This window comes from Apilactobacillus nanyangensis, from assembly GCF_016861915.1.
Classification (GTDB): domain Bacteria; phylum Bacillota; class Bacilli; order Lactobacillales; family Lactobacillaceae; genus Apilactobacillus; species Apilactobacillus nanyangensis.
Map to the genome: position 1 here is coordinate 18,474 of NZ_BOLX01000016.1, position 19,294 is coordinate 37,767.

General features: G+C 35.6%; 21 protein-coding genes. 5 read left to right on the forward strand and 16 right to left on the reverse strand.

Features of this window, described 5'->3' with window-relative positions:
* Nucleotides 1-28 precede the first annotated feature (28 nt).
* Together JUD45_RS06180 and rpsO are read right to left on the reverse strand one after the other, a co-directional pair.
* Nucleotides 29-1,720, reverse strand: coding sequence for a ribonuclease J (locus JUD45_RS06180; RefSeq protein WP_203619855.1), 1,692 nt, complete (start codon nt 1,718-1,720; stop codon nt 29-31).
* Between the two features lie 182 nt (nt 1,721-1,902).
* On the reverse strand, nt 1,903-2,172 hold the full coding sequence (gene rpsO, locus JUD45_RS06185; RefSeq protein ID WP_034531743.1) for a 30S ribosomal protein S15: 270 nt from the start codon (nt 2,170-2,172) through the stop codon (nt 1,903-1,905).
* A gap of 275 nt (nt 2,173-2,447) precedes the next feature.
* Between rpsO and rpsT the strand changes: the two genes are divergently transcribed.
* On the forward strand, nt 2,448-2,696 hold the full coding sequence (gene rpsT / locus JUD45_RS06190; protein WP_034531745.1) for a 30S ribosomal protein S20: 249 nt from the start codon (nt 2,448-2,450) through the stop codon (nt 2,694-2,696).
* Nucleotides 2,697-2,768: 72 nt separating this feature from the next.
* On the opposite strand, the gene holA is transcribed toward rpsT, so the two are convergent.
* The 13 genes from holA to JUD45_RS06255 form a co-directional block, all read right to left on the reverse strand.
* Nucleotides 2,769-3,797 carry a DNA polymerase III subunit delta gene (gene holA / locus JUD45_RS06195; protein ID WP_203619856.1) on the reverse strand — a complete coding sequence of 343 codons (1,029 nt, stop codon included), beginning with the start codon at nt 3,795-3,797 and terminating at the stop codon, nt 2,769-2,771.
* A gap of 2 nt (nt 3,798-3,799) precedes the next feature.
* Nucleotides 3,800-5,917, reverse strand: a complete 2,118-nt coding sequence (locus JUD45_RS06200) for a DNA internalization-related competence protein ComEC/Rec2 (protein ID WP_203619857.1) — start codon at nt 5,915-5,917, stop codon at nt 3,800-3,802.
* A gap of 99 nt (nt 5,918-6,016) precedes the next feature.
* A complete protein-coding gene (locus tag JUD45_RS06205; RefSeq protein WP_034534666.1) occupies nt 6,017-6,496 on the reverse strand; it encodes a ComE operon protein 2 in 480 nt (159 codons plus the stop codon).
* Between the two features lie 47 nt (nt 6,497-6,543).
* The gene (locus JUD45_RS06210) at nt 6,544-7,209 is read right to left on the reverse strand and encodes a helix-hairpin-helix domain-containing protein (RefSeq protein ID WP_138727090.1); all 666 of its coding nucleotides are present in this window, start codon (nt 7,207-7,209) and stop codon (nt 6,544-6,546) included.
* Nucleotides 7,210-7,273: 64 nt separating this feature from the next.
* A complete protein-coding gene (locus tag JUD45_RS06215) occupies nt 7,274-8,320 on the reverse strand; it encodes a SepM family pheromone-processing serine protease (RefSeq protein ID WP_138727089.1) in 1,047 nt (348 codons plus the stop codon).
* Entirely contained in the window at nt 8,320-8,796 is a 477-nt protein-coding gene (coaD, locus tag JUD45_RS06220) for a pantetheine-phosphate adenylyltransferase (RefSeq protein ID WP_138727088.1), read from the reverse strand. Before coaD ends, JUD45_RS06215 begins: the two co-directional genes overlap by 1 nt.
* Before the next feature lie 2 nt (nt 8,797-8,798).
* Nucleotides 8,799-9,356: a 16S rRNA (guanine(966)-N(2))-methyltransferase RsmD gene (rsmD, locus tag JUD45_RS06225; protein ID WP_138727087.1), complete on the reverse strand. Its 558-nt coding sequence runs from the start codon at nt 9,354-9,356 to the stop codon at nt 8,799-8,801.
* A gap of 13 nt (nt 9,357-9,369) precedes the next feature.
* Nucleotides 9,370-9,648 (reverse strand): DUF2129 domain-containing protein, encoded by a 279-nt coding sequence (locus JUD45_RS06230; protein ID WP_138727086.1) that lies wholly within the window; start codon nt 9,646-9,648, stop codon nt 9,370-9,372.
* A gap of 15 nt (nt 9,649-9,663) precedes the next feature.
* The gene (locus tag JUD45_RS06235; protein WP_138727165.1) at nt 9,664-10,818 is read right to left on the reverse strand and encodes an FtsW/RodA/SpoVE family cell cycle protein; all 1,155 of its coding nucleotides are present in this window, start codon (nt 10,816-10,818) and stop codon (nt 9,664-9,666) included.
* Between the two features lie 192 nt (nt 10,819-11,010).
* Entirely contained in the window at nt 11,011-12,849 is a 1,839-nt protein-coding gene (gene typA, locus JUD45_RS06240; RefSeq protein ID WP_034531758.1) for a translational GTPase TypA, read from the reverse strand.
* A gap of 109 nt (nt 12,850-12,958) precedes the next feature.
* A complete protein-coding gene (locus JUD45_RS06245) occupies nt 12,959-13,750 on the reverse strand; it encodes an inositol monophosphatase family protein (protein WP_203619858.1) in 792 nt (263 codons plus the stop codon).
* A 21-nt stretch (nt 13,751-13,771) separates the two neighbouring features.
* The gene (locus JUD45_RS06250) at nt 13,772-14,047 is read right to left on the reverse strand and encodes a UPF0223 family protein (RefSeq protein ID WP_236018496.1); all 276 of its coding nucleotides are present in this window, start codon (nt 14,045-14,047) and stop codon (nt 13,772-13,774) included.
* 8 nt (nt 14,048-14,055) lie between these two features.
* On the reverse strand, nt 14,056-14,973 hold the full coding sequence (locus tag JUD45_RS06255) for a Rossmann-fold NAD(P)-binding domain-containing protein (RefSeq protein WP_203619860.1): 918 nt from the start codon (nt 14,971-14,973) through the stop codon (nt 14,056-14,058).
* Between the two features lie 138 nt (nt 14,974-15,111).
* On the opposite strand from JUD45_RS06255, the gene def reads away from it, so the two are divergent.
* A complete protein-coding gene (gene def, locus JUD45_RS06260) occupies nt 15,112-15,675 on the forward strand; it encodes a peptide deformylase (protein ID WP_054605672.1) in 564 nt (187 codons plus the stop codon).
* Between the two features lie 30 nt (nt 15,676-15,705).
* Here the strand turns inward: def and JUD45_RS06265 are convergent, their stop codons facing one another.
* Nucleotides 15,706-16,152 (reverse strand): hypothetical protein, encoded by a 447-nt coding sequence (locus JUD45_RS06265; protein ID WP_203619861.1) that lies wholly within the window; start codon nt 16,150-16,152, stop codon nt 15,706-15,708.
* A gap of 160 nt (nt 16,153-16,312) precedes the next feature.
* Between JUD45_RS06265 and JUD45_RS06270 the strand changes: the two genes are divergently transcribed.
* The 3 genes from JUD45_RS06270 to JUD45_RS06280 all read left to right on the forward strand — a co-directional run bounded on the left by JUD45_RS06270 (nt 16,313) and on the right by JUD45_RS06280 (nt 19,198).
* The gene (locus tag JUD45_RS06270) at nt 16,313-16,528 is read left to right on the forward strand and encodes a DNA-directed RNA polymerase subunit epsilon (RefSeq protein ID WP_034534654.1); all 216 of its coding nucleotides are present in this window, start codon (nt 16,313-16,315) and stop codon (nt 16,526-16,528) included.
* 2 nt (nt 16,529-16,530) lie between these two features.
* Nucleotides 16,531-18,213 carry a ribonuclease J1 gene (gene rnjA, locus JUD45_RS06275; RefSeq protein WP_203619862.1) on the forward strand — a complete coding sequence of 561 codons (1,683 nt, stop codon included), beginning with the start codon at nt 16,531-16,533 and terminating at the stop codon, nt 18,211-18,213.
* 76 nt (nt 18,214-18,289) lie between these two features.
* Nucleotides 18,290-19,198 carry a diacylglycerol/lipid kinase family protein gene (locus tag JUD45_RS06280; protein WP_203619863.1) on the forward strand — a complete coding sequence of 303 codons (909 nt, stop codon included), beginning with the start codon at nt 18,290-18,292 and terminating at the stop codon, nt 19,196-19,198.
* Nucleotides 19,199-19,294 lie beyond the last annotated feature (96 nt).

Consider the following 19,294-nt stretch of genomic DNA (forward strand, 5'->3'; position numbering starts at 1 on the left):
TAAAATCACTCCGAATAATTAACCTTATTTATTTTTGTGGACGCTTCTTTTTATGATGTTGGTTTACTTCCATAATAACTGGAAGAATTACCGGACGACGTTTTGTCTTATCAAATAAGAAGTGACTGATTTTTTCTCTTACTGATTGCTTTAAGTGGCTCCAATCAAATTCCTTGTTATCAAGGTTTAATTGAATGGTCTTAGAAACAATTTCAGCTGCTTCATTCATTAGATCCTTGTTTGACTTAACGTAAATGAATCCTCTTGAAGTTATCTTAGGACGAGAAATGATAATCTTTTTCTTTCTATCGATTGTAACAACAACGATGAAAATACCATCTTCTGATAATACCTTACGGTCACGTAAAACGATGTTACCAATATCTCCGACACCGATACCATCAATCATAGTGTTACCAGCTTCAACGGCGTTACCATGGTGGAATTTAGCACCATCGTATTCAATAGTTTCACCCTTGCTTAGGATTAGAATCTTATCTTCGTCTACACCCATGTTAGTAGCAGCACGTTTGCTTTCGTTCATCATCATGTATTCACCACTAACTGGAATGAAGTATTGTGGTTTCAACAAACTGATTAACATTTGGATATCTTCGGCACTTGCGTGATCGGAAACATTTAGGTCGTTTGAAATAACCTTAACTGTACCGTCTGCTTGATATACCATGTCGTCGGTCTTAGCCATACTGTTATCCATTGCTGGAGATGGTGAAGTAACGATTAGTACAACGTCACCAGGTTCAATGTTGATATCTTTTTGTTGTTGAGCAGCCATTCTTTGAACTAGCTTGATTGGTTCACTAACTGGATTAGTTTCCAACACAACAATTTCGTCGCTTTCAAGCTTCTTTAGTTCTTCGATGTCTTCAATTAATAAGTCTTCTGTTACATTAATGTATCCAGAATCAATTGCTAACTTAACTTTGGCATCTAGGTGCTTACCAACAAATACTTTTCTTTCAGACTTTGCAGCTGCGTCAAATACTTGTTGAATTCTTAATAGGTTAGCAGAGTTAGCTGCAACAATCACACGACTCTTACTATCTTCGAATGTATCGAAGATGTATTGGCTAGCTTGAATTTCGTTTGCCATTGGGAATGGATTATCAGCATTTTGTGAGTCTGCTAGTAAGGCGATAACCTTCTTGTTACCAACTTTTGCAATTGAACTGTAATCAGTCGCAAAACCGTTACGTAATGCTGGATCGAACTTAAAGTCACCAGTGTATACGATTTGGCCTTCTTCAACAGCCAACGAAATTCCCATTGAGTCAGGAACTGAGTGACTAGTCTTAAAGAAAGTAACTGTAACGTCATCAAAAAGAATTTCACTCTTTTCGTTGATTACGTTGAAGTTGTTAAACTTCTTTGATCTTTCATTATTCTTAACTTCGTACTTAGCCATTTCAATGGTTAGTTTTGATCCGAATACAGGAACATCGAATTCACTGACAAAATATGGTAGTGCGCCAATTGAATCCATGTCACTATTAGATAGGAAAACTCCGATAATCTTTTCCTTGTTTTCACGTAAGTATGTGAAATCAGGAATAACTACATCAATTCCTAACATGTCATTTTCAGGGTATTTCAGACCGCAATCTAAAACATAAATCCCATTGTTAATCTCAACGGCATATAGGTTCTTGCCACTCTCCCTTACTCCTCCTAAGGGAATAATTTTTACACTATTTTTCATGATTCACCTCATATAATTTTTATGTATATTTTTTATTATGAAATAAAATAATTATTTTCAATACGATCTCATTTAACTATCTATAGTGTATCATACTTTTAAATTGAATAATAACTGATAAGTGCATATATGTATGTATAAAAAAATGGAACCACTCATAGAGCAGTTCCATTTTAAAAATATTAACGACGTAGACCTAAACTCTTGATTAAATCACGGTAACGTTGAACATCTGTGTTACGTAAGTATCTTAGTAAGTTACGACGGTGACCGATTTTCTTCAACAAACCACGTTGTGAATGGAAATCCTTCTTGTGTTCTTTCATGTGACCATTAATTTCATTAATGTCAGCAGTTAGTACAGCAATTTGTACTTCAGCAGAACCAGTGTCACCATCATGTCTAGCATACTTCTTGATGATGTCGTTCTTTTCAGCTTGTGTTAGAGCCATTGTGTTTCCCACCTTTCAAAAGTAAATATACCAGATACTGAGTAAAGCGCCAGATGAGAGCAGCGACAAAACTAAGTATCGGTACTGTAGTTTTAAACTACGTTAATCATACTACTATGAATACCTGAAAATATCAAGGTAATATCCTTATTAATGTGATTGGAGAAATCCGAATTATATAATTCTATTGCTTTTTTAAGTTGTCTTTTGTATAATAAAAGTCGTTGAAATTTAAGGATTTTAAATAAAATTCGACTTTTTTGGAGGTGAATTTCATGCCTGTTATTAAATCTGCTATCGAACGTGTAAAAACTAATGAAAAAGCAAACAAACGTAACGCATCTCAACTAAGCAAGATGAGAACTGCTGTTAAGAAGTTTGAAAAAGCTGATGCTAACGCTGACAACCGTGAAGAACTATTCAACAACGCTGTTAGTGCATTAGACCATGCTAAGTCAAAGGGCTTAATCAAAGCTAACACTGCTGCACGTAACAAATCACGTCTAGCTAAGTTAAACAAGTAAAAAGAACTCAGTTTTAACTGAGCTTTTTTTATTCCTAAAAAAGGACATCTCGTTTGAGATGTCCTTTTTTGTTTATCCAATTTGATTATCGACAAATTTCAAAGTGAACATTTGAAATAGTAGTTCTGGTGATTCAGGTGTTGATTTTAGTTTTTCTTCTACATCAACCAGTCCCAAATAAGCATCCCTCAAACTACTAAATTGATACTTACGCACATTTTGCATTGCCAGTTTCACTCTAAATGGATGCACCTTAAGCTTTTCTGCAATGTTTCCCTGGCTGTATCCCTTACGGCTTAAAACGTTAACCTGTAGTAATAGTCTGAATTGAGATAACAAGACCGCATTAATTTGTAATGGTTCTTGATCCTCTACGATTAGGTTACGGTATAAATCAATGGCGTTTTTGGAATCTTTCTTCATTACATAGTCGATTAGATCAAAAACGTTTTGGTCCAATGACTTCGCAACCAAGCTATCGATACTGTCCTTAGTGATGACCTTATCCTTTTGACAGTATAGGAATAACTTAGGAAGTTCGTTCATTGCTGATGATAAATCGTTAGATACTTTCCCTAGTAATTCTTGAAGGGCATCCCCTTCTACAGTATAACCATTACTCTTAATGTTGTTGGCAACGTATGATTGGATGGCACGATCATCTAGTTTAGTTAAATCGATTACCTCTGCGTTGTTTTTCAATTGCTTGGTAACCTTTTTTCTGGAATCTAGTTTTCCATATGGTGCCATGATGACCATAACCGTACTATCAACCGGGTGGTTAACGTATTCAATAAAGCTATCGATGTCATGATCCAAGGTCGACTTGCTACGTTCACCGGTTAAAAAGTACGGATTGTTTACAACAACCAATCTCTTTTCACCAAAGAATGGCAAACTTTCAGCATCACCCACGGCAGTGGCAATGTTTTGACTTTCCATGTCATAGCTAGCGAAGTTCATGGTTCTTTCTTCTTCCGGAATTAATTCCACGAAGTGTTTTTTAATTTCATTAATTAAATAGTCTTCTTTACCTAACACTAGATATATTGGGTTAATATTATTGTTTTTAATTTGTGTTAATAGTTCGTTTACTTTCATTACTATTCCCCTTGCAATTTAAATATCCAGTGATTTCCTAATAATCCATATTTATATGATATCATACCCTGTTTTTGTGTGTTCACGTATGCTAAATTATTATCCTTTAATCTTTCAAGCGTTTCAACACTTGGATGGTGATAACGATTATTGCGTCCAGCAGATATTATCGATACCTTAGGATGAATGAATTTTAAAAATGAATCACTGCTAGAGGTATCACTACCATGATGCCCCAGTTTCAAATAATCCGCTTTTAGCATCGGATATTTTTGCATGATGTCACTCTCACCACTTGATGGTAAGTCACCCATAAACAACCAGCTGCGATTTCCTTGCATGGTGCCCAAGACGACCGAGTCTTCGTTCTTACCAAGACCACTTTCAAAAGGATGATAAATATTAAACGGAAAATCAGGTAACTTTTGGTTAGCTTTAATTAACACCAATTTCGTTTTATTCAAATAGGGACGGATTTTTCTCATTATCGATGGATTGTTCTGCAAACCATCCCCGACAATAATCCGGTCGACTTTTAAATCCGCCAAGATTGCTGGAACATCTCCCGTGTGATCAGCATCTTGATGACTCAACACTAGATTATCAAGATGGTTAATACCGATACTTTTCAAATAATTAATCGACGTTTTTTCCGCTTGATAATTTACCTTATTGTTTTGCTTGCGACCAAATTGTAACTTACCACCCGTATCAATCATAGTGATTGAATGGTTAAACGGCTCACGAATTAAGATGCTATCACCCTGGCCAACATCGAAAAAAGATACCTCACCCTGCAATGGATAGTGAATATACATAAACGTGATTAGATACATACAAATCAATATCGAAACTCTTTTCAAACTAATCCTATCAATTACAAACAAAGTCGTTACCAACAATATTGTTGCCACATACAGATTGGGTTTACCAAAATTAATCTGACCAGGTAAAGCCCCCAGCCAATTGACTGCAGTATCAAAGCTATTCAATATCAACGCCACCACCGAACTAAACCATCCAGCAATCGGGTACGTAATGACCGCAATTAATATCATTGGCATAATTAACGCCGAAAATATTGGTATCACCAGATAATTGGCTAACATCGTCAGTGCGTGCCACTGAAATAGCTTGTAGATAATAAAGGGTAAACTGACCAAGTTCATCATCACCGTTTGCTTGAGTGGTCTCATTTTATTTGTATAAATTAATCCGAATGCCAAAGCGTAACTTAGTTGTGAACCAAACTGTAACAACATCTCCGGTTCCATTAGCAAATTGGCCATCAAAGTAATCGAAAAGACATCCAAGCTGGTCAGTCGTTTATTTAGCATTAACGCGATAATTCCGATTTCAACAGTTAATATCGACCGCATCAAACCAATCGATGATCCGGCAATGACAAAGTAAGTTGGCAGAAATATCAAGGTAATCCACCTAGTTTTCTCCCTGGTCACTCGGAATAATCCCAGTATTATTTTCAATAGGTTCACGATGTAAAAGACATGCAAACCGGAGATACTAAATAAGTGAATAAGTCCTAGTGTCTTCACACCTGATAGTTCATCATTGAATGAATTATCCATGACACCTAAAAACAAACTACTGGCGTAAAGGTTCAAGGGATGTGGTAATTGATTCGTGTATTTGAGCATCAGCATCCGAAAATAATGAAGACTATCGTTGATTGAAAAACGATGTTGTTCTTCTATACTATTTATCTGCTTAACTGTCAATCGACTATAAACACCCATACCTTGGTAGTATTCTTTAGCATCAAACTGGTTAAAGTTTCTGGCCTCATCAAACGGCTGAACAATACCAGACACATTCATGACAATTGGCCTTGAATATTTCTTTATCCTCTTTGCATCATTGACGTAAATCATTATTTGATTATTGGTATCAATAACGTTGCCAATTCCATAAAACGAGTCGTCACTATACTTAATATTATCCGGATAAATCAAAACACTTTGCGTTACTGTTTGTTGTCCTTGAACTTGATTATCTCGATCTTGTTTATACCTATACCAGAAAACCAAACAAAAAATAACCACCATGACGGTGGTTATTTTTATTACTAACGCTTTTTTTAATCGAATAATCCGAATCATCCACAGACAAAAAAGCAATAGACCGAACTTTAAATCACCAAAGAAAATAATGCTTAATATTCCAATCGAAATCGATGGAAAAATATATAAATTATTAATTTATTTTGGTAAATAAGAGCTGAATTCGATTTGTTTGATTGTTTCTTCATCCAAAATTACTTGGTTCAATTCGACGTTATTTTGTTTAATTAATGACAATGCATATTCATCATTGTGGTAGTTTCTTAGGTAGTTAATCTTTTTGATTCCCGCTTGTAATAACACTTTAGTACAAGGCAGACATGGGAAATCAGTTACATAGATTTCTGAACCGTCTGTTGATTCACCAAATTTGGCACATTGAGAAATGGCGTTCATTTCGGCATGAATTGTTCTTAGGCAATGGCCGTCTCGCATGTAACATCCAACGTCAATACAATGTTCATCACCTGCAACTGATCCGTTATAACCACCGGCAATAATACGTTTATCTCTTACGATGGTTGCTCCAACGGAAAGGCGGTTACAGGTGCCACGTGTTGAAAGTAAAACAGCTTGTAGCATGAAATATTGATCCCATGGAATTCTGTGTTTAGTCATAATTAATTACTCTCCCTCTTTTACTACTATTCATAGTATAGCAAAGATTACACTTCTAAAGAATCTTTTAATCTTTCAAATGTCTTATCACCAAATCCACTAACCTGTTTGATTTCGTCGATTGAGTGAAAACCATTGTGTTGGTTACGATAATCAATTATTTTTTGCGCTTTCTTTTCACCCACGCGATCAAGTTTTTGAAGTTCATTTAAATCTGCGGTATTCAAATTAACTTTAGCGTTATTAGCAGAACTTCCGGTGTTCGTATTATTCGAACTAGCAAACGCTGAACTACCAGCTGCTCCCTTTTTATTAACAACGACAACATCTTGGTCTTTTAATACCTTGGCTAGATTAACGTTTTGTTCATCGGCATCCGACTTGAAGCCACCCGCTTCCTTGATGACGTCAGTAACATGGCTGTTGGATGGAATTTGGTAGACGCCGGGATGCTTAACCTCTCCCTTAACATCAATATATAAGTCTCCCGAAGCACTACTTTGGTTTTGCGAAGACGAGGATGAAGCCACGACGCTACTTTGTTCCGAATAATCGGTTGCTACGTTGTTAGCGTCATTGCTGTTTTGATTCAAGATTAAAATAATAACCAACCCTAAACTAAAAGCGATTAGCAATAGACCAATCAAAATTTTATATGCATGTTCATCAATTATTTCTTTTATCTGCGTTGAAAAATCTAATATCTTATTCACCGTTTCCTCCTTTCTAAAACTTAGATACGAAAAAAGGAATGTAATTTATTCAATCACATTCCTTTTATTTTATTTTTTTCAATGCATTTAAAGCATCAGTGAATGAAGTTACCGGAATAACTTTCATGTTTGGTGCATACTTCTTCGCGGTTTTAACAGCAAGTTGGTAGTTTGTCATATGTTGATCTTCATACTTAAGCACTTCCTTGGTTGGCTTAACGTATGGTGCTAAGAAATACTTAGCGCCAGCATCCCTGGCTGCGATAATCTTCTTATCAATACCACCAATTTCACCAACATTCCCGTTTTCATCGATGGTTCCAGTCCCAGCAATATTTTGTGAGTGTCTAATATTTTGTTGAGTTAGTTGGCCATAAATTTGTAGTGAGAACATCAAACCGGCAGATGGTCCACCCACTTCACCTGGATTAACATCAATTGGAATCTTGGTAGAAACCTGATTATCATCAGATAAAATAATGCCAATTCCAGCTTGGTTGGTTCCAGCTAACTTGTACAGTTTTCTGGTAATTTGAATTTTCTTCTTATTACGGTAAACCGTTAAGGTCATCTTCGAACCAATCTTCTTGGACTTCACATAATTTCTAAACTGGGTAGAACTCTTAAACTTATGCCCATTCAAAGAAACAATGGAGTCACCGGCTTTGATTTGATTGTAAAAGTTTGACTTACTATCGACAGCTAGCACGTAGATACCACGATATTTCAAATAAACATCTTTTTTTGCGTAGTGAAAGGCATTATAAATCGCATTGTTGATTGCACTTTCCATGTAAACGTTTTGCAGATTAATATAGCTTTGTTGATCTTGGTTACCAGTTACATCGCTAATGTTTTCAATTGTTTGATGTGGATTAAACTTAGCAACAACGTATGATGCAATTGATGCTTGTGATTCACTCACCGTGGTAAACATGAATTTACCTTTGAACTTATCACTGTGTCCCTTAATTGAAACAACCGGCTTTAAATTAGGAGCTGTTCCGGGACTTTCAATATACTTTGGTAGAAATGGAATATTAATAAAAATCGCCAGTGCAGCAATTGCCACAAAGAGTGCGATTAATTTTCGTCTGTTATTTTTAAACATTAACTTAACTTCTCTTTCAATGCCGTAGCAACGTTTTGTGGTACATAAGGAGTAATATCTCCGCCAAAATGAGCAATCTCCTTAATTAAACTGGATGAAACAGATTGAAACTCAGGACGTGTAATCAAAAAAACTGATTCGATTTCGTTATCCAAGTTGTAGTTCATTGAAGCAATTGAGCTTTCTGCATTAAAGTCATTAGAATTACGAAGTCCTCTGACAATTACAGTTGCGCCTACCTGTTTAGCAAGATCAACTGTTAATCCATCAGCAGAAGTGACAGACACATTTTTGATTTCTTCGATATTGGGTTTAATTAAACTCATTCTTTCATCATAACTAAAGACACCATTCTTACTGGTATTCTTTGCCACAGTAACGACGACCTCATCGAACATCTTGCTGGCGCGTCTAATTAAATCCAGATGTCCCTTAGTCAATGGGTCAAAGCTTCCTGGGAAGATTGCTTTTGTCATAACTATCCCCTCTTTATTCTATAAATAGAAATAATAGTAATTCCATACTTCTTTTGTTTGACCATGTCATAACCTTCTACATCGTCTTTTAAAACAACGTTATCATCAGTTTCGCAAATGACAATTCCATCATCATTAAGTAATTCTTTTTCCTTAATGACATGTAGTTGGTCGACCATCTTCTGGTCTTTGTATGGTGGGTCCAAGAAAATGTAGTCAAACTTATCATTTTGATCAGCAAAACGACTTAATGCCATATCTGAATCCATCTTATAAATTCTAAAGGCATCCATTTCCTTGGTCATTTTAACGTTTTCTTTGATGGTCTTGATAGCTAAATATTGGTGATCTACCAACACAGCACTATCAATTCCTCTAGATACTGCCTCGATTGCGACCGAGCCAGAACCTGCGTATAAATCTAAAAATGACCCACCATTGAAAAATGGGCCAATCATATTGAATAAAGATTCTTTCACTTTATCGGTTGTTGGTCTTGTCTTACTACCTGGCACAGGCTTAAGGCTACGACTACCAAATTTACCTGAAACAACTCTCATTTATCCAAACTCCTTAATAATCTTCATCATCGTCAACATCTTCGAAGTCCCCTTCAAGTGATAGTTCACTGGCAAGTTGTTCGTAAGGTGTTTCTTCAATTTTCTTCACAATTTTCAAACTACTAATTTTTTCTTTAATCCAATCATAGTTATCAGCATTTACATACATAACAACGTAGTGCATTTTTTGTGAGACATAATATATTAAGCCATATTTTTTTAATTGTCTGACTTGTTTAGTTGAATAAACATAAACAATTAGGCTTTTTCTGTTTTCGATTGTATCTGTCAAAAAATTCCCTCCACTTTAATAACGGATTCTTCTAGCTTTTTGTGATTTTTGTTTAGCACTAATTACCAAAATCATTCCAATACACAATGCCAAGGTTAACATACTAGATCCCCCATAACTAATGAATGGGAAAGTAACCCCGGTGATTGGTAGTAAACCAATTACACCACCGACGTTGAAGTATGCTTGAACCAACATGTATGTTCCAACACCATAACAAATTAAAGTATCGTATGTATCATTCGAACGAATGCCTAGTTGGAATGATCTAACAATAATTGTAAGCAATAAGAATAGGATGAATAATACCCCAATTAGTCCTAATTCTTCAGCGATAATCGCCATAATAAAGTCTGTATTTGGTTCAGGTAGGTACCCAGTCTTTTGAATACTATTTCCTAAACCAACTCCAAAAATTCCACCATTACTTAAGGCGTAATACGAATTAACCAATTGTTGTCCAATTCCGTTGGCGTATTTAAATGGGTTACTGTATGCTGTGATACGTTGGATTTGATAAATACTAGTTCCATCTTTAAATACGAATGAAAGTATCTTTAGAGACAACCATCCGAATAATAATCCACTTGATGTAAGTAAAGTGGCCCCACGCCAATTAATTCCAGAACCAAATAAGATTGCAAACATAATTGCCAAGTTAATAACCGTACCACCTAAGTCAGGTTGAATGAACACAAGAAATAGCATGATGAAGATAGAAATAACCTGTACATGCGTTCTTGATTGTTCTCCATTGATAATTCTATCTTCCCTAGATGCCAAGAATTGAGCCATTCTCAAGATAATGTAGACCTTGGCAACTTCGGCTGGTTGAACATGTAGTGGACCAATTGGAATCCATCCGGCAGAACCATTAACAGAATGTCCAAACGCCTTTAGCAGAATCAAGGCAACGAATAATACGACAAAGAAAATCCCTAAAAACTTGGGCTTTCTGACAAATTGATTATTACCTGCTAGACAAATTAAAATAATTACTAAACTAACAACTACAAACATGCTCTGCTTAATTAAGTAACCAGTAGGTGTTCCACCAATTTGAGTTGCCACATTTGAACTCGCTGAATAAACCATAATTATTCCAATTACAGATAGTAATAGAAACGGAACAAAAATATAGTAGTCCATTGCATTAATATTAAATTTCATTCTTTTTAAGTGTTCTGATATATGCCACTTGTGCCAATATCCGGCGATTTTACGTATCATATTTTTACATCTCCAACGTAACCTTTTAATATAACTAACATTATAGCATATCTAAACTATTTGCTTTAGTATTTTAAAGACAACAAAAAAGGATGGACAAAATGTCCATCCTTTTTATTAAACGCTAAAATATTAGCTGTTGTGGCGCTTGCGCTTAGCTTGCTTTTCACGTTCGTTAGTGTTTAGAATTTCTTTTCTTAGACGAACGTTTTCTGGAGTTACTTCACAAAGTTCATCTTCGTTCAAGAATTCTAGTGATTCTTCTAGAGTTAAGTGTTGTGGTTCCTTAATCTTAGCAGTTTCATCCTTAGCAGAAGCACGAACGTTAGTCATTTGCTTACCCTTAGTGATGTTAACTGAGATATCGTTGTCACGACTGTTCTTACCAACGATCATACCTTCGTATACTTCAGTACCTGGATCTACGAAGATAGTACCACGGTCTTCGATACCCATAGTAGCGTAAGTAGTAGTCTTACCTTCGTTAATTGAAACTAAGGCACCATTTCTTCTACCTGGGTTCCAGTTCTTGATAACTGGTTGGTAACTATCAAATGTGTGGTTCATGATACCGTAACCACGAGTGATTGATAGGAATTCAGTTGAGTAACCGATTAAACCACGAGAAGGTGCAAGGAATGTCAAACGAGTTTGACCGTTTCCAACACTTTCCATGTTTTGCATGTTACCTTTTCTTTCAGATAATGTTTGGATGATAGTACCTGAGTATTCATCAGGAGTATCGATTTGAACTGATTCGAATGGTTCACATTGTTGACCATCCACTTCTCTAATAATAACTTGTGGACGAGAAACTTGTAGTTCGTAACCTTCACGTCTTAAGTTTTCAATTAAGATTGATAAGTGAAGTTCACCACGACCAGATACAGTCCATGAACCTGGTTGGTCAGTTTCTTCAACACGTAGAGAAACGTCAGTGTGTAATTCTCTTTCTAGACGGTCTTGTAGTTGACGAGCAGTAACAAACTTACCTTCTTTACCAGCAAATGGTGAAGTGTTTGTACCGAAAGTCATTTGTAGAGTTGGTTCGTCAATTCTTAGGATTGGTAGAGCTTCTTGGTTTGATGGATCTACAACAGATTCACCAACGTTGATTTCTTCCATACCTGAAACGGCGATTAAGTCACCAGCTTTAGCTTCGTTGATATCTAATTTCTTTAGACCAAAGAATCCCATAAGCTTTGTAACACGGAAGTTTTGAGTTGAACCATCAAGTTTCATAACAGTAACGTTATCCCCAACCTTGATAGTACCTCTAAATACACGACCAATACCGATACGACCAACGAAATCATCATAATCAAGCATAGCAACTTGGAATTGTAATGGTTCATCTGAGTTGTCGATAGGAGCAGGAATAGCCTTGATGATAGTGTCAAATACAGGCTTCATAGTGTGTTCTTGAGTTGATAGGTCTTCATCGTAACTTGAAGTACCGTTCATAGCTGAAGTGTAAATAACAGGGAAGTCTAGTTGTTCATCATCAGCACCTAATTCGATGAATAGGTCTAATACTTCATCAACTACTTCACTAGGACGTGAACCTGGACGGTCAACCTTGTTAATAACAACAACTGGAGTTAGGTGTTGGTCTAAAGCTTTCTTTAAAACGAAACGAGTTTGTGGCATAGTTCCTTCAAAAGCATCAACAACTAGTAGAACACCATCAACCATTCGCATGATACGTTCAACTTCTCCACCGAAGTCAGCATGTCCTGGTGTATCCAAGATGTTAATTTGTTTGTCTTGGTATCTAACGGCAGTATTCTTTGAAAGGATTGTGATACCACGTTCCTTTTCAATATCGTTAGTATCCATGGCACGATCATCAATTTGAACGTGTTCGTCTAAAGTATCTGATTGCTTTAGTAATTCGTTAACCAAAGTTGTCTTACCGTGGTCAACGTGGGCAATAATAGCAATATTTCTAATATCGTCTCTTGTCTTCATTATTAGTTTCCTTCCCTTCGAAGCATAAATATTTGTTTCTTTAATACTTAGCAACTCGGACCAAGTTTATTACATTAAATAATTAAATTTGCATAAAAAAACTGTGACATCAGTCACAGTCAGAACCGTACTTAACAATATTAAGTATGTCCTTTTGTGCAATCTTCGTCGCTACCAATACAATGTCTGATGATACCACATCAATTATATTTCCGTCAATATCGGACACCTTAATACCAAGCGTATCACAAAGCACTTTTCCAGCTGCAATGTCCCATGGCTTTAAAGTGGAAATATATCCCACTAGTTCGCCCTTCAAGACGGCAATAATCTGGATGCCGGCACTACCATATATTCTGGCACCTTCACTGGTCTTAGAGATTACTTGCATGTTTTTCTCATTATTTATTAATAATGGTCCACTTAATCCCATTAAGCCTTCTGATAACGAAATATCTTCTGGTGGATTAATTTCGGTATCATTTTCATAAACTTTACCATCCCAATTGTGATAAAGTTTGTCATTCATAACATCTAAAATATAGCCGAGTTCTTCTTTGCCATCGATATATAAAGCTAACATTATCGCAAAATGATTGTGCTGCTTTACAAAATTCATTGTTCCATCGATTGGATCGACTATCCACACATGACCGTCTAGATTGGTAACGTCATCTCCAAAGCCCTCTTCACCTAGTATGTGAGCCTCTGAATCAAATTCCCTAATCTTTTTGATAAAGAATTGTTCATTTGATTTATCGACGTCGGTAACCAAATCAGTTCGACTAGACTTAGTGGAAACATCATGAATCTGATTAAGTGAACTAACGGTAAATTCACGAATTTCTTTAAACCAAGACTGAATTTCCTCGTCTGCTTTTTTTAACCATAAATCATTCATACATATCTTCCTTAAAACAAATTACATTCTTATGTTTTTAGTCTTAGCCTTAGTGGCTGCTTGAAAAGTTCTATAAATGCTGTAATCGGAGATGCTTTGAAAATCACGGTCAATTTGTTTTTGTTCCATCTTAGCTGGATTAATCTCTCTAAAACGGTTGTATAGCTTGACTATCTTTTCAGCATTAACACCATTGGCGTCTTCGTATGCACTTTCCACTGCATTGTATAAGGCCATCATGTCCATTAATTCTTCTTTGGACCAATCAGGAAAAATTGGATAAGAATAGTTATTCATAATCATTCCTACTTACTTTCTAAAATTTCATCAATTATTTCATTAGTATATTGTTTGGCATCATCGAAAGCTTGCTTTTCTTTGTCAGATAATACTAATTCTACAGTTGGGACCAATCCAGTTTGGTTCAACATGATTGGTTCACTTGTCACTGCTATTTTACCATCTATCTGGCTAACGTGTCCTACACTTGCTAAACACGAGTTACCCATGTAAAAAGCATCCAAAATTACTCCAATTGCTTTTGCTTGGATTACTTCGTCACAAGGCGTGTCAGACTTATTTATGATTTCTTCTGCTCTGGCGAAGATTTCGGTGCTAAACATGTTGTTAGGGTTGGCTAGGTAGGACAGGATTGGTGATTGACCAATGTATGCCCTACTCCATGAAATTAAGTTCTTAGATTCACTACCTAATACGCTGACGTTAATATCGGATAAACTGATATCAAAGTAACGACGTAGTGAGTGCTTTAATAGTAACGTTTTTGCTAACATCCCAGTTGATACAACCTTGTTGTTTTCTTTACCGGAAAATTTGGTTGCAAAGTATGCGAAGACTTCATCATGAAAACCATTAACGATAATCTTGCCGCTAAATCCTTCCTTAATAACTTGATTTAGTGACTTTCTAAATTGATCTAAGTAAGGTGACAAGAATGAAGTGACCTCGCTTTTTTCTTCAATTGTTTCCTTAGGAAAATCATATAGATACATGTACCCATCAAAATCATGATAATCCATTTTGTCATCCGCTAATTTGACTTCAAAATGTTCACATAGCAAATTAGATTGAAGTTGATTAATAAAATCATTCATCTTTAAATTTGCGATAGTTAGGTTAACTGGATAATCAACCAAAATCATGAATTCGATTAGTGATTCAATTCTTTGCTGCTCTCCATCAACTACCAAATTAGTTTTCATAATGAGCCTCCGTTTAATTTAGTATCTGTAATTATACCATTTTCTAAAAATAAGCAACTCTTATGTATCATATTAGTATCATATAATTTCCGTTAATATGTTATAATACAATAATAAACTTTTTGGGAGGTCATTTAAGTGATACTAATGAAAGACATCGTTCGCGATGGAAATAAAGTATTAAGACAACAAGCTAAACAAGTTAAATTCCCACTTAGCGCGGAAGATAAAAAATTAGCTGAAGACATGATGGAATATCTTGAAGTAAGTCAAGATCCTGAACTTTGTGCCAAATATAAACTAAGAGCTGGAGTTGGTCTAGCTGCACCTCAAGTTGGTGTATCAGAAATGATGGCTGCCGTACTAGTGCCAAACGATTTTGAAGGTGAAGGCGAACCAATCTTTAAGGATGTCATTATCAACCCTGTCATCCTATCAAGTTCTGTTCAAAGATGTGCTATCACTGAAGGTGAAGGTTGTCTATCAGTTGATGAAGATGTTCCTGGCTTCATTCACCGTTCTGCAAGAATTACCCTTAAGTATCAAGACGTTGAAGGTACTGAACACACAGTTAGACTTAAAAACTATCCTGCGATTGTTTGCCAACACGAAATTGATCACTTACACGGAACTTTATTCTACGATCACGTTGATAAAGAAAACCCATTCTCAAAAGTGGACAATGACTTATTCATCGAATAATAAAAAAGACCTAACATTGTGTTAGGTCTTTTAATTTACCTTATTCAATTGACGCATGTCTAATACGTATTCGTAGGTTGCTGCGTTTAATAGGTATGCTAAATCGACATGGACTTGATTTTCCCTCACAAACGAATCAGTTAACACCACTTCATGATTAAACATTTTAGACTCATTTGCTTCATTGATTTCATCTTTAATTTTATTGATTAGTTCATCGTTTAACTCATCAGTTTGGCATTGTGAAATTACATATTCAAAAACATATATATTTCTTCCCCAAACATTGGATAAATCATGAACTTCTATAATTTCATTTTTTTGGTTTTCTAAGAGGTTATTAACTAATCCATTTAATATTTTTAATGTTTCATTGTGACCTTTATCAATTGGACGCGTAATGAAAAAATAATGAATTAAATTGTACGCTATAACAGCAACAATAAAGCCAATTACAATTTCAACAAAAAGTGGCAAAATCATCGCCTCCTTGTAAATATTATCTGATTTTATTCTATCATTTTATCAAATTATTGGTTACTATACTTATCATTATTAATATGATAAAATTAAAAACAATTAGATGTGTATTACACACTCGCACGGTAAAAAAACATAGAAGGAGATTTTAATTTTTATGATATTTAAAGTTTTATACCAAGAAGATACTAAGGCTAATCCTAAGAGAGAATTCACAAAATCACTTTATGTAGATTGTGATACAGAAGTTGAAGCAAGAGAACTTGTTGACAAGAACACTGATCACAACATTGAATTTATTGAACCTCTTGAAGGTAACCACTTGGCTTACGAACAAAAGAGCCCAGATTTTAAAATTACGGAGTTTAAATAATTATGAACAAACTAAACGTCAAAAATAACGAAACAGCTATTTATGGCGTTGGTGGACTTGGTGAAATTGGAAAAAACACCTATGGTGTTCAATTTCAAGATGAAATCATCTTAATCGATGCAGGAATTAAATTCCCAGAGGATGATTTATTAGGGGTCGACTATGTTATCCCTGATTATCAATACCTAGTAAAAAACAAGGACAAAATCAAAGCATTAGTTATCACCCACGGACATGAAGATCATATCGGTGGTGTTCCATACCTAATCCGCGATTTAAATGTTCCCATTTACGCTGGTCCATTGGCGTCAGCACTAATCAAGAACAAATTAGAAGAACATGGATTATTGAGAAGTACTGAGATTCATGAAATCAATCCACAAACCGTCTTAAAGTTTAACAAGACAAAAGTTTCATTCTTCCGTACCACCCACTCAATTCCTGATACTTTGGGAATCGCGGTTCACACCCCTTCTGGAGTGATTGTCGAAACTGGGGATTACAAGTTTGATTTGACCCCTGTTACGAGACAGCCGCCTGATTTACAAGAAATGGCAAGATTAGGACGTGAAGGTGTCCTATGTCTAATGTCGGATAGCACAAACGCTGAACGACCTGTTTGGACTAAGTCAGAAAGTTGGATTGGTTCTGCAGTTGAACACATCTTTGATGAAGAAACTGGAAGAATCATCTTCGCAACTTTTGCATCTAATATTTCAAGAATTAAAACTGCTTGTGATGCTGCCCTAAGACATGGTAGAAAGATTGCTGTTTTTGGAAGAAGTATGGAATCTGCAATTGTTAATGGACAAGAATTAGGATACTTAAACGTTCCTGATGGTACATTCGTTGACGCTTCAGAATTACAATCTCTTCCAGCCGAAAAAACCCTTATCTTATGTACAGGTTCTCAAGGTGAAACTATGGCTGCCCTTTCCAGAATTGCTAACGGTACTCATAGACAAATCGCAATCCAACCAAATGATACTGTAGTATTCTCAAGTAACCCCATTCCTGGTAACAAGGTTAGTGTTAACCGTGTTATCAATGAATTGGAAGAAGCTGGTGCTAAAGTTATTCATGGTAAGATTAACAAGATCCATACTTCTGGTCACGGTGGACAAGAAGAACAAAAGCTTATGCTTAGTTTAATGAAGCCAAAATACTTCATGCCTATTCACGGTGAATTTAGAATGTTAAAAATTCATACTGAACTAGCGGAACAATGTGGTGTTCCAATGGAAAACAGTTTCATTATGAAGAATGGTGATGTCTTAGCACTAACTAAGGATTCAGCAAGAATTGCTGGTCACTTCGCTGCCGGAGATGTTTACATTGATGGTAACGGAATTGGTGATATTGGAAACGTTGTTTTACGTGACCGTCAACTATTATCTGAAGAAGGATTAGTTGTGGTTGTCGCAACAATTAACCTAAAAGATCAAGAAATTCAATCTGGTCCTGACTTACTTTCCAGAGGTTTCGTATATATGAGAGAGTCTGGTCAATTACTAGACGAAGGAAGACGATTAGTATTTAGAACTATTCGTCGTGCTATGCGTAACAAGAATGCCAACGAATCAAGCATCAGAAACGCTATCATCGATGATTTACAAGAATTCTTATATAATAAGACCGAAAGACATCCTTTGATTTTACCAATGTTAATTATGAATAAAAAATAATTTCAAATTGATGCTTATTAAAAACGAATTCTTAATTGAATTCGTTTTTATTTTTACATAGAAAGGAGTATTTAAGTTGAACACTGATTATTTAGTCATCTTCAATCCAGTGGCTAATAAAAGAAGAGCTAAACATCAATGGCCTGAAATTAAAAAGCAATTGGATGCAAACGACATTAAGTACCGTCTAAAGATTACTAGACGCCCTCTTCACTGCGTATCCATTATTTCGCATTATTTAGTTACATCATTTAGAAGTGACTCACTACCTAAGGCCATTATTGTAATTGGTGGAGATGGAACCGTGCATGAAACCATCGAAGGCATTCATGCTGCTCAATCAAAGAATGAATCAATTCCAAACATACCTGTATTGATCATTCCAACCGGTGCTAACAATAACTTCTACACCCATATGAAGCAACAACATAACATGAATAGTAACTTCATTGAACAAATCAAGAATCATCATGTTGAAAATCATGAAATTGGTTTGTTCGATGAACACATTAAAAAGCAACGTGGTATTTTCTTAAACAATTTGGGAATTGGTTTAGATGCCAACGTCTTTAACCTAAAGAATAATTTCATTTCACATAAGATCAACTTAAAGACCAGAATCGAATACTACCTTTCAATCTTCCCTACTATCTACAACCTAAGCACATTTCCTGTAGATATTAAGGCTAACGGTGAAAAACATAAGATTAAAAAGGCATTCATGGTGACTGCTTTAAATCATGACACTGATAATGACATTGAATTACTAGTACTAACTAGAAAAAACATTTTCCAACTATGCTACGTAATCATGCGTGTCCTATTCAAACGTGAGTTAAAAGTGAAGTCTGCTTTTAAAATCAGAAGTGATAACATTCATGTTGAAATTCCATCTTTGGAATACGCTCACGCCGATGGAGAAACATTGGGAAGCCGTTTTTACGATATCGAATACCGTAAAACAAAATATCCATTTATATACTAAAAAAAGAGTGATATTAATCATGACCTGAACCCCTAAAATTGGAAGATGGTTATGCTATTTTCTGGGAGGAATTGATCCGGTATTCAACCGGTGACA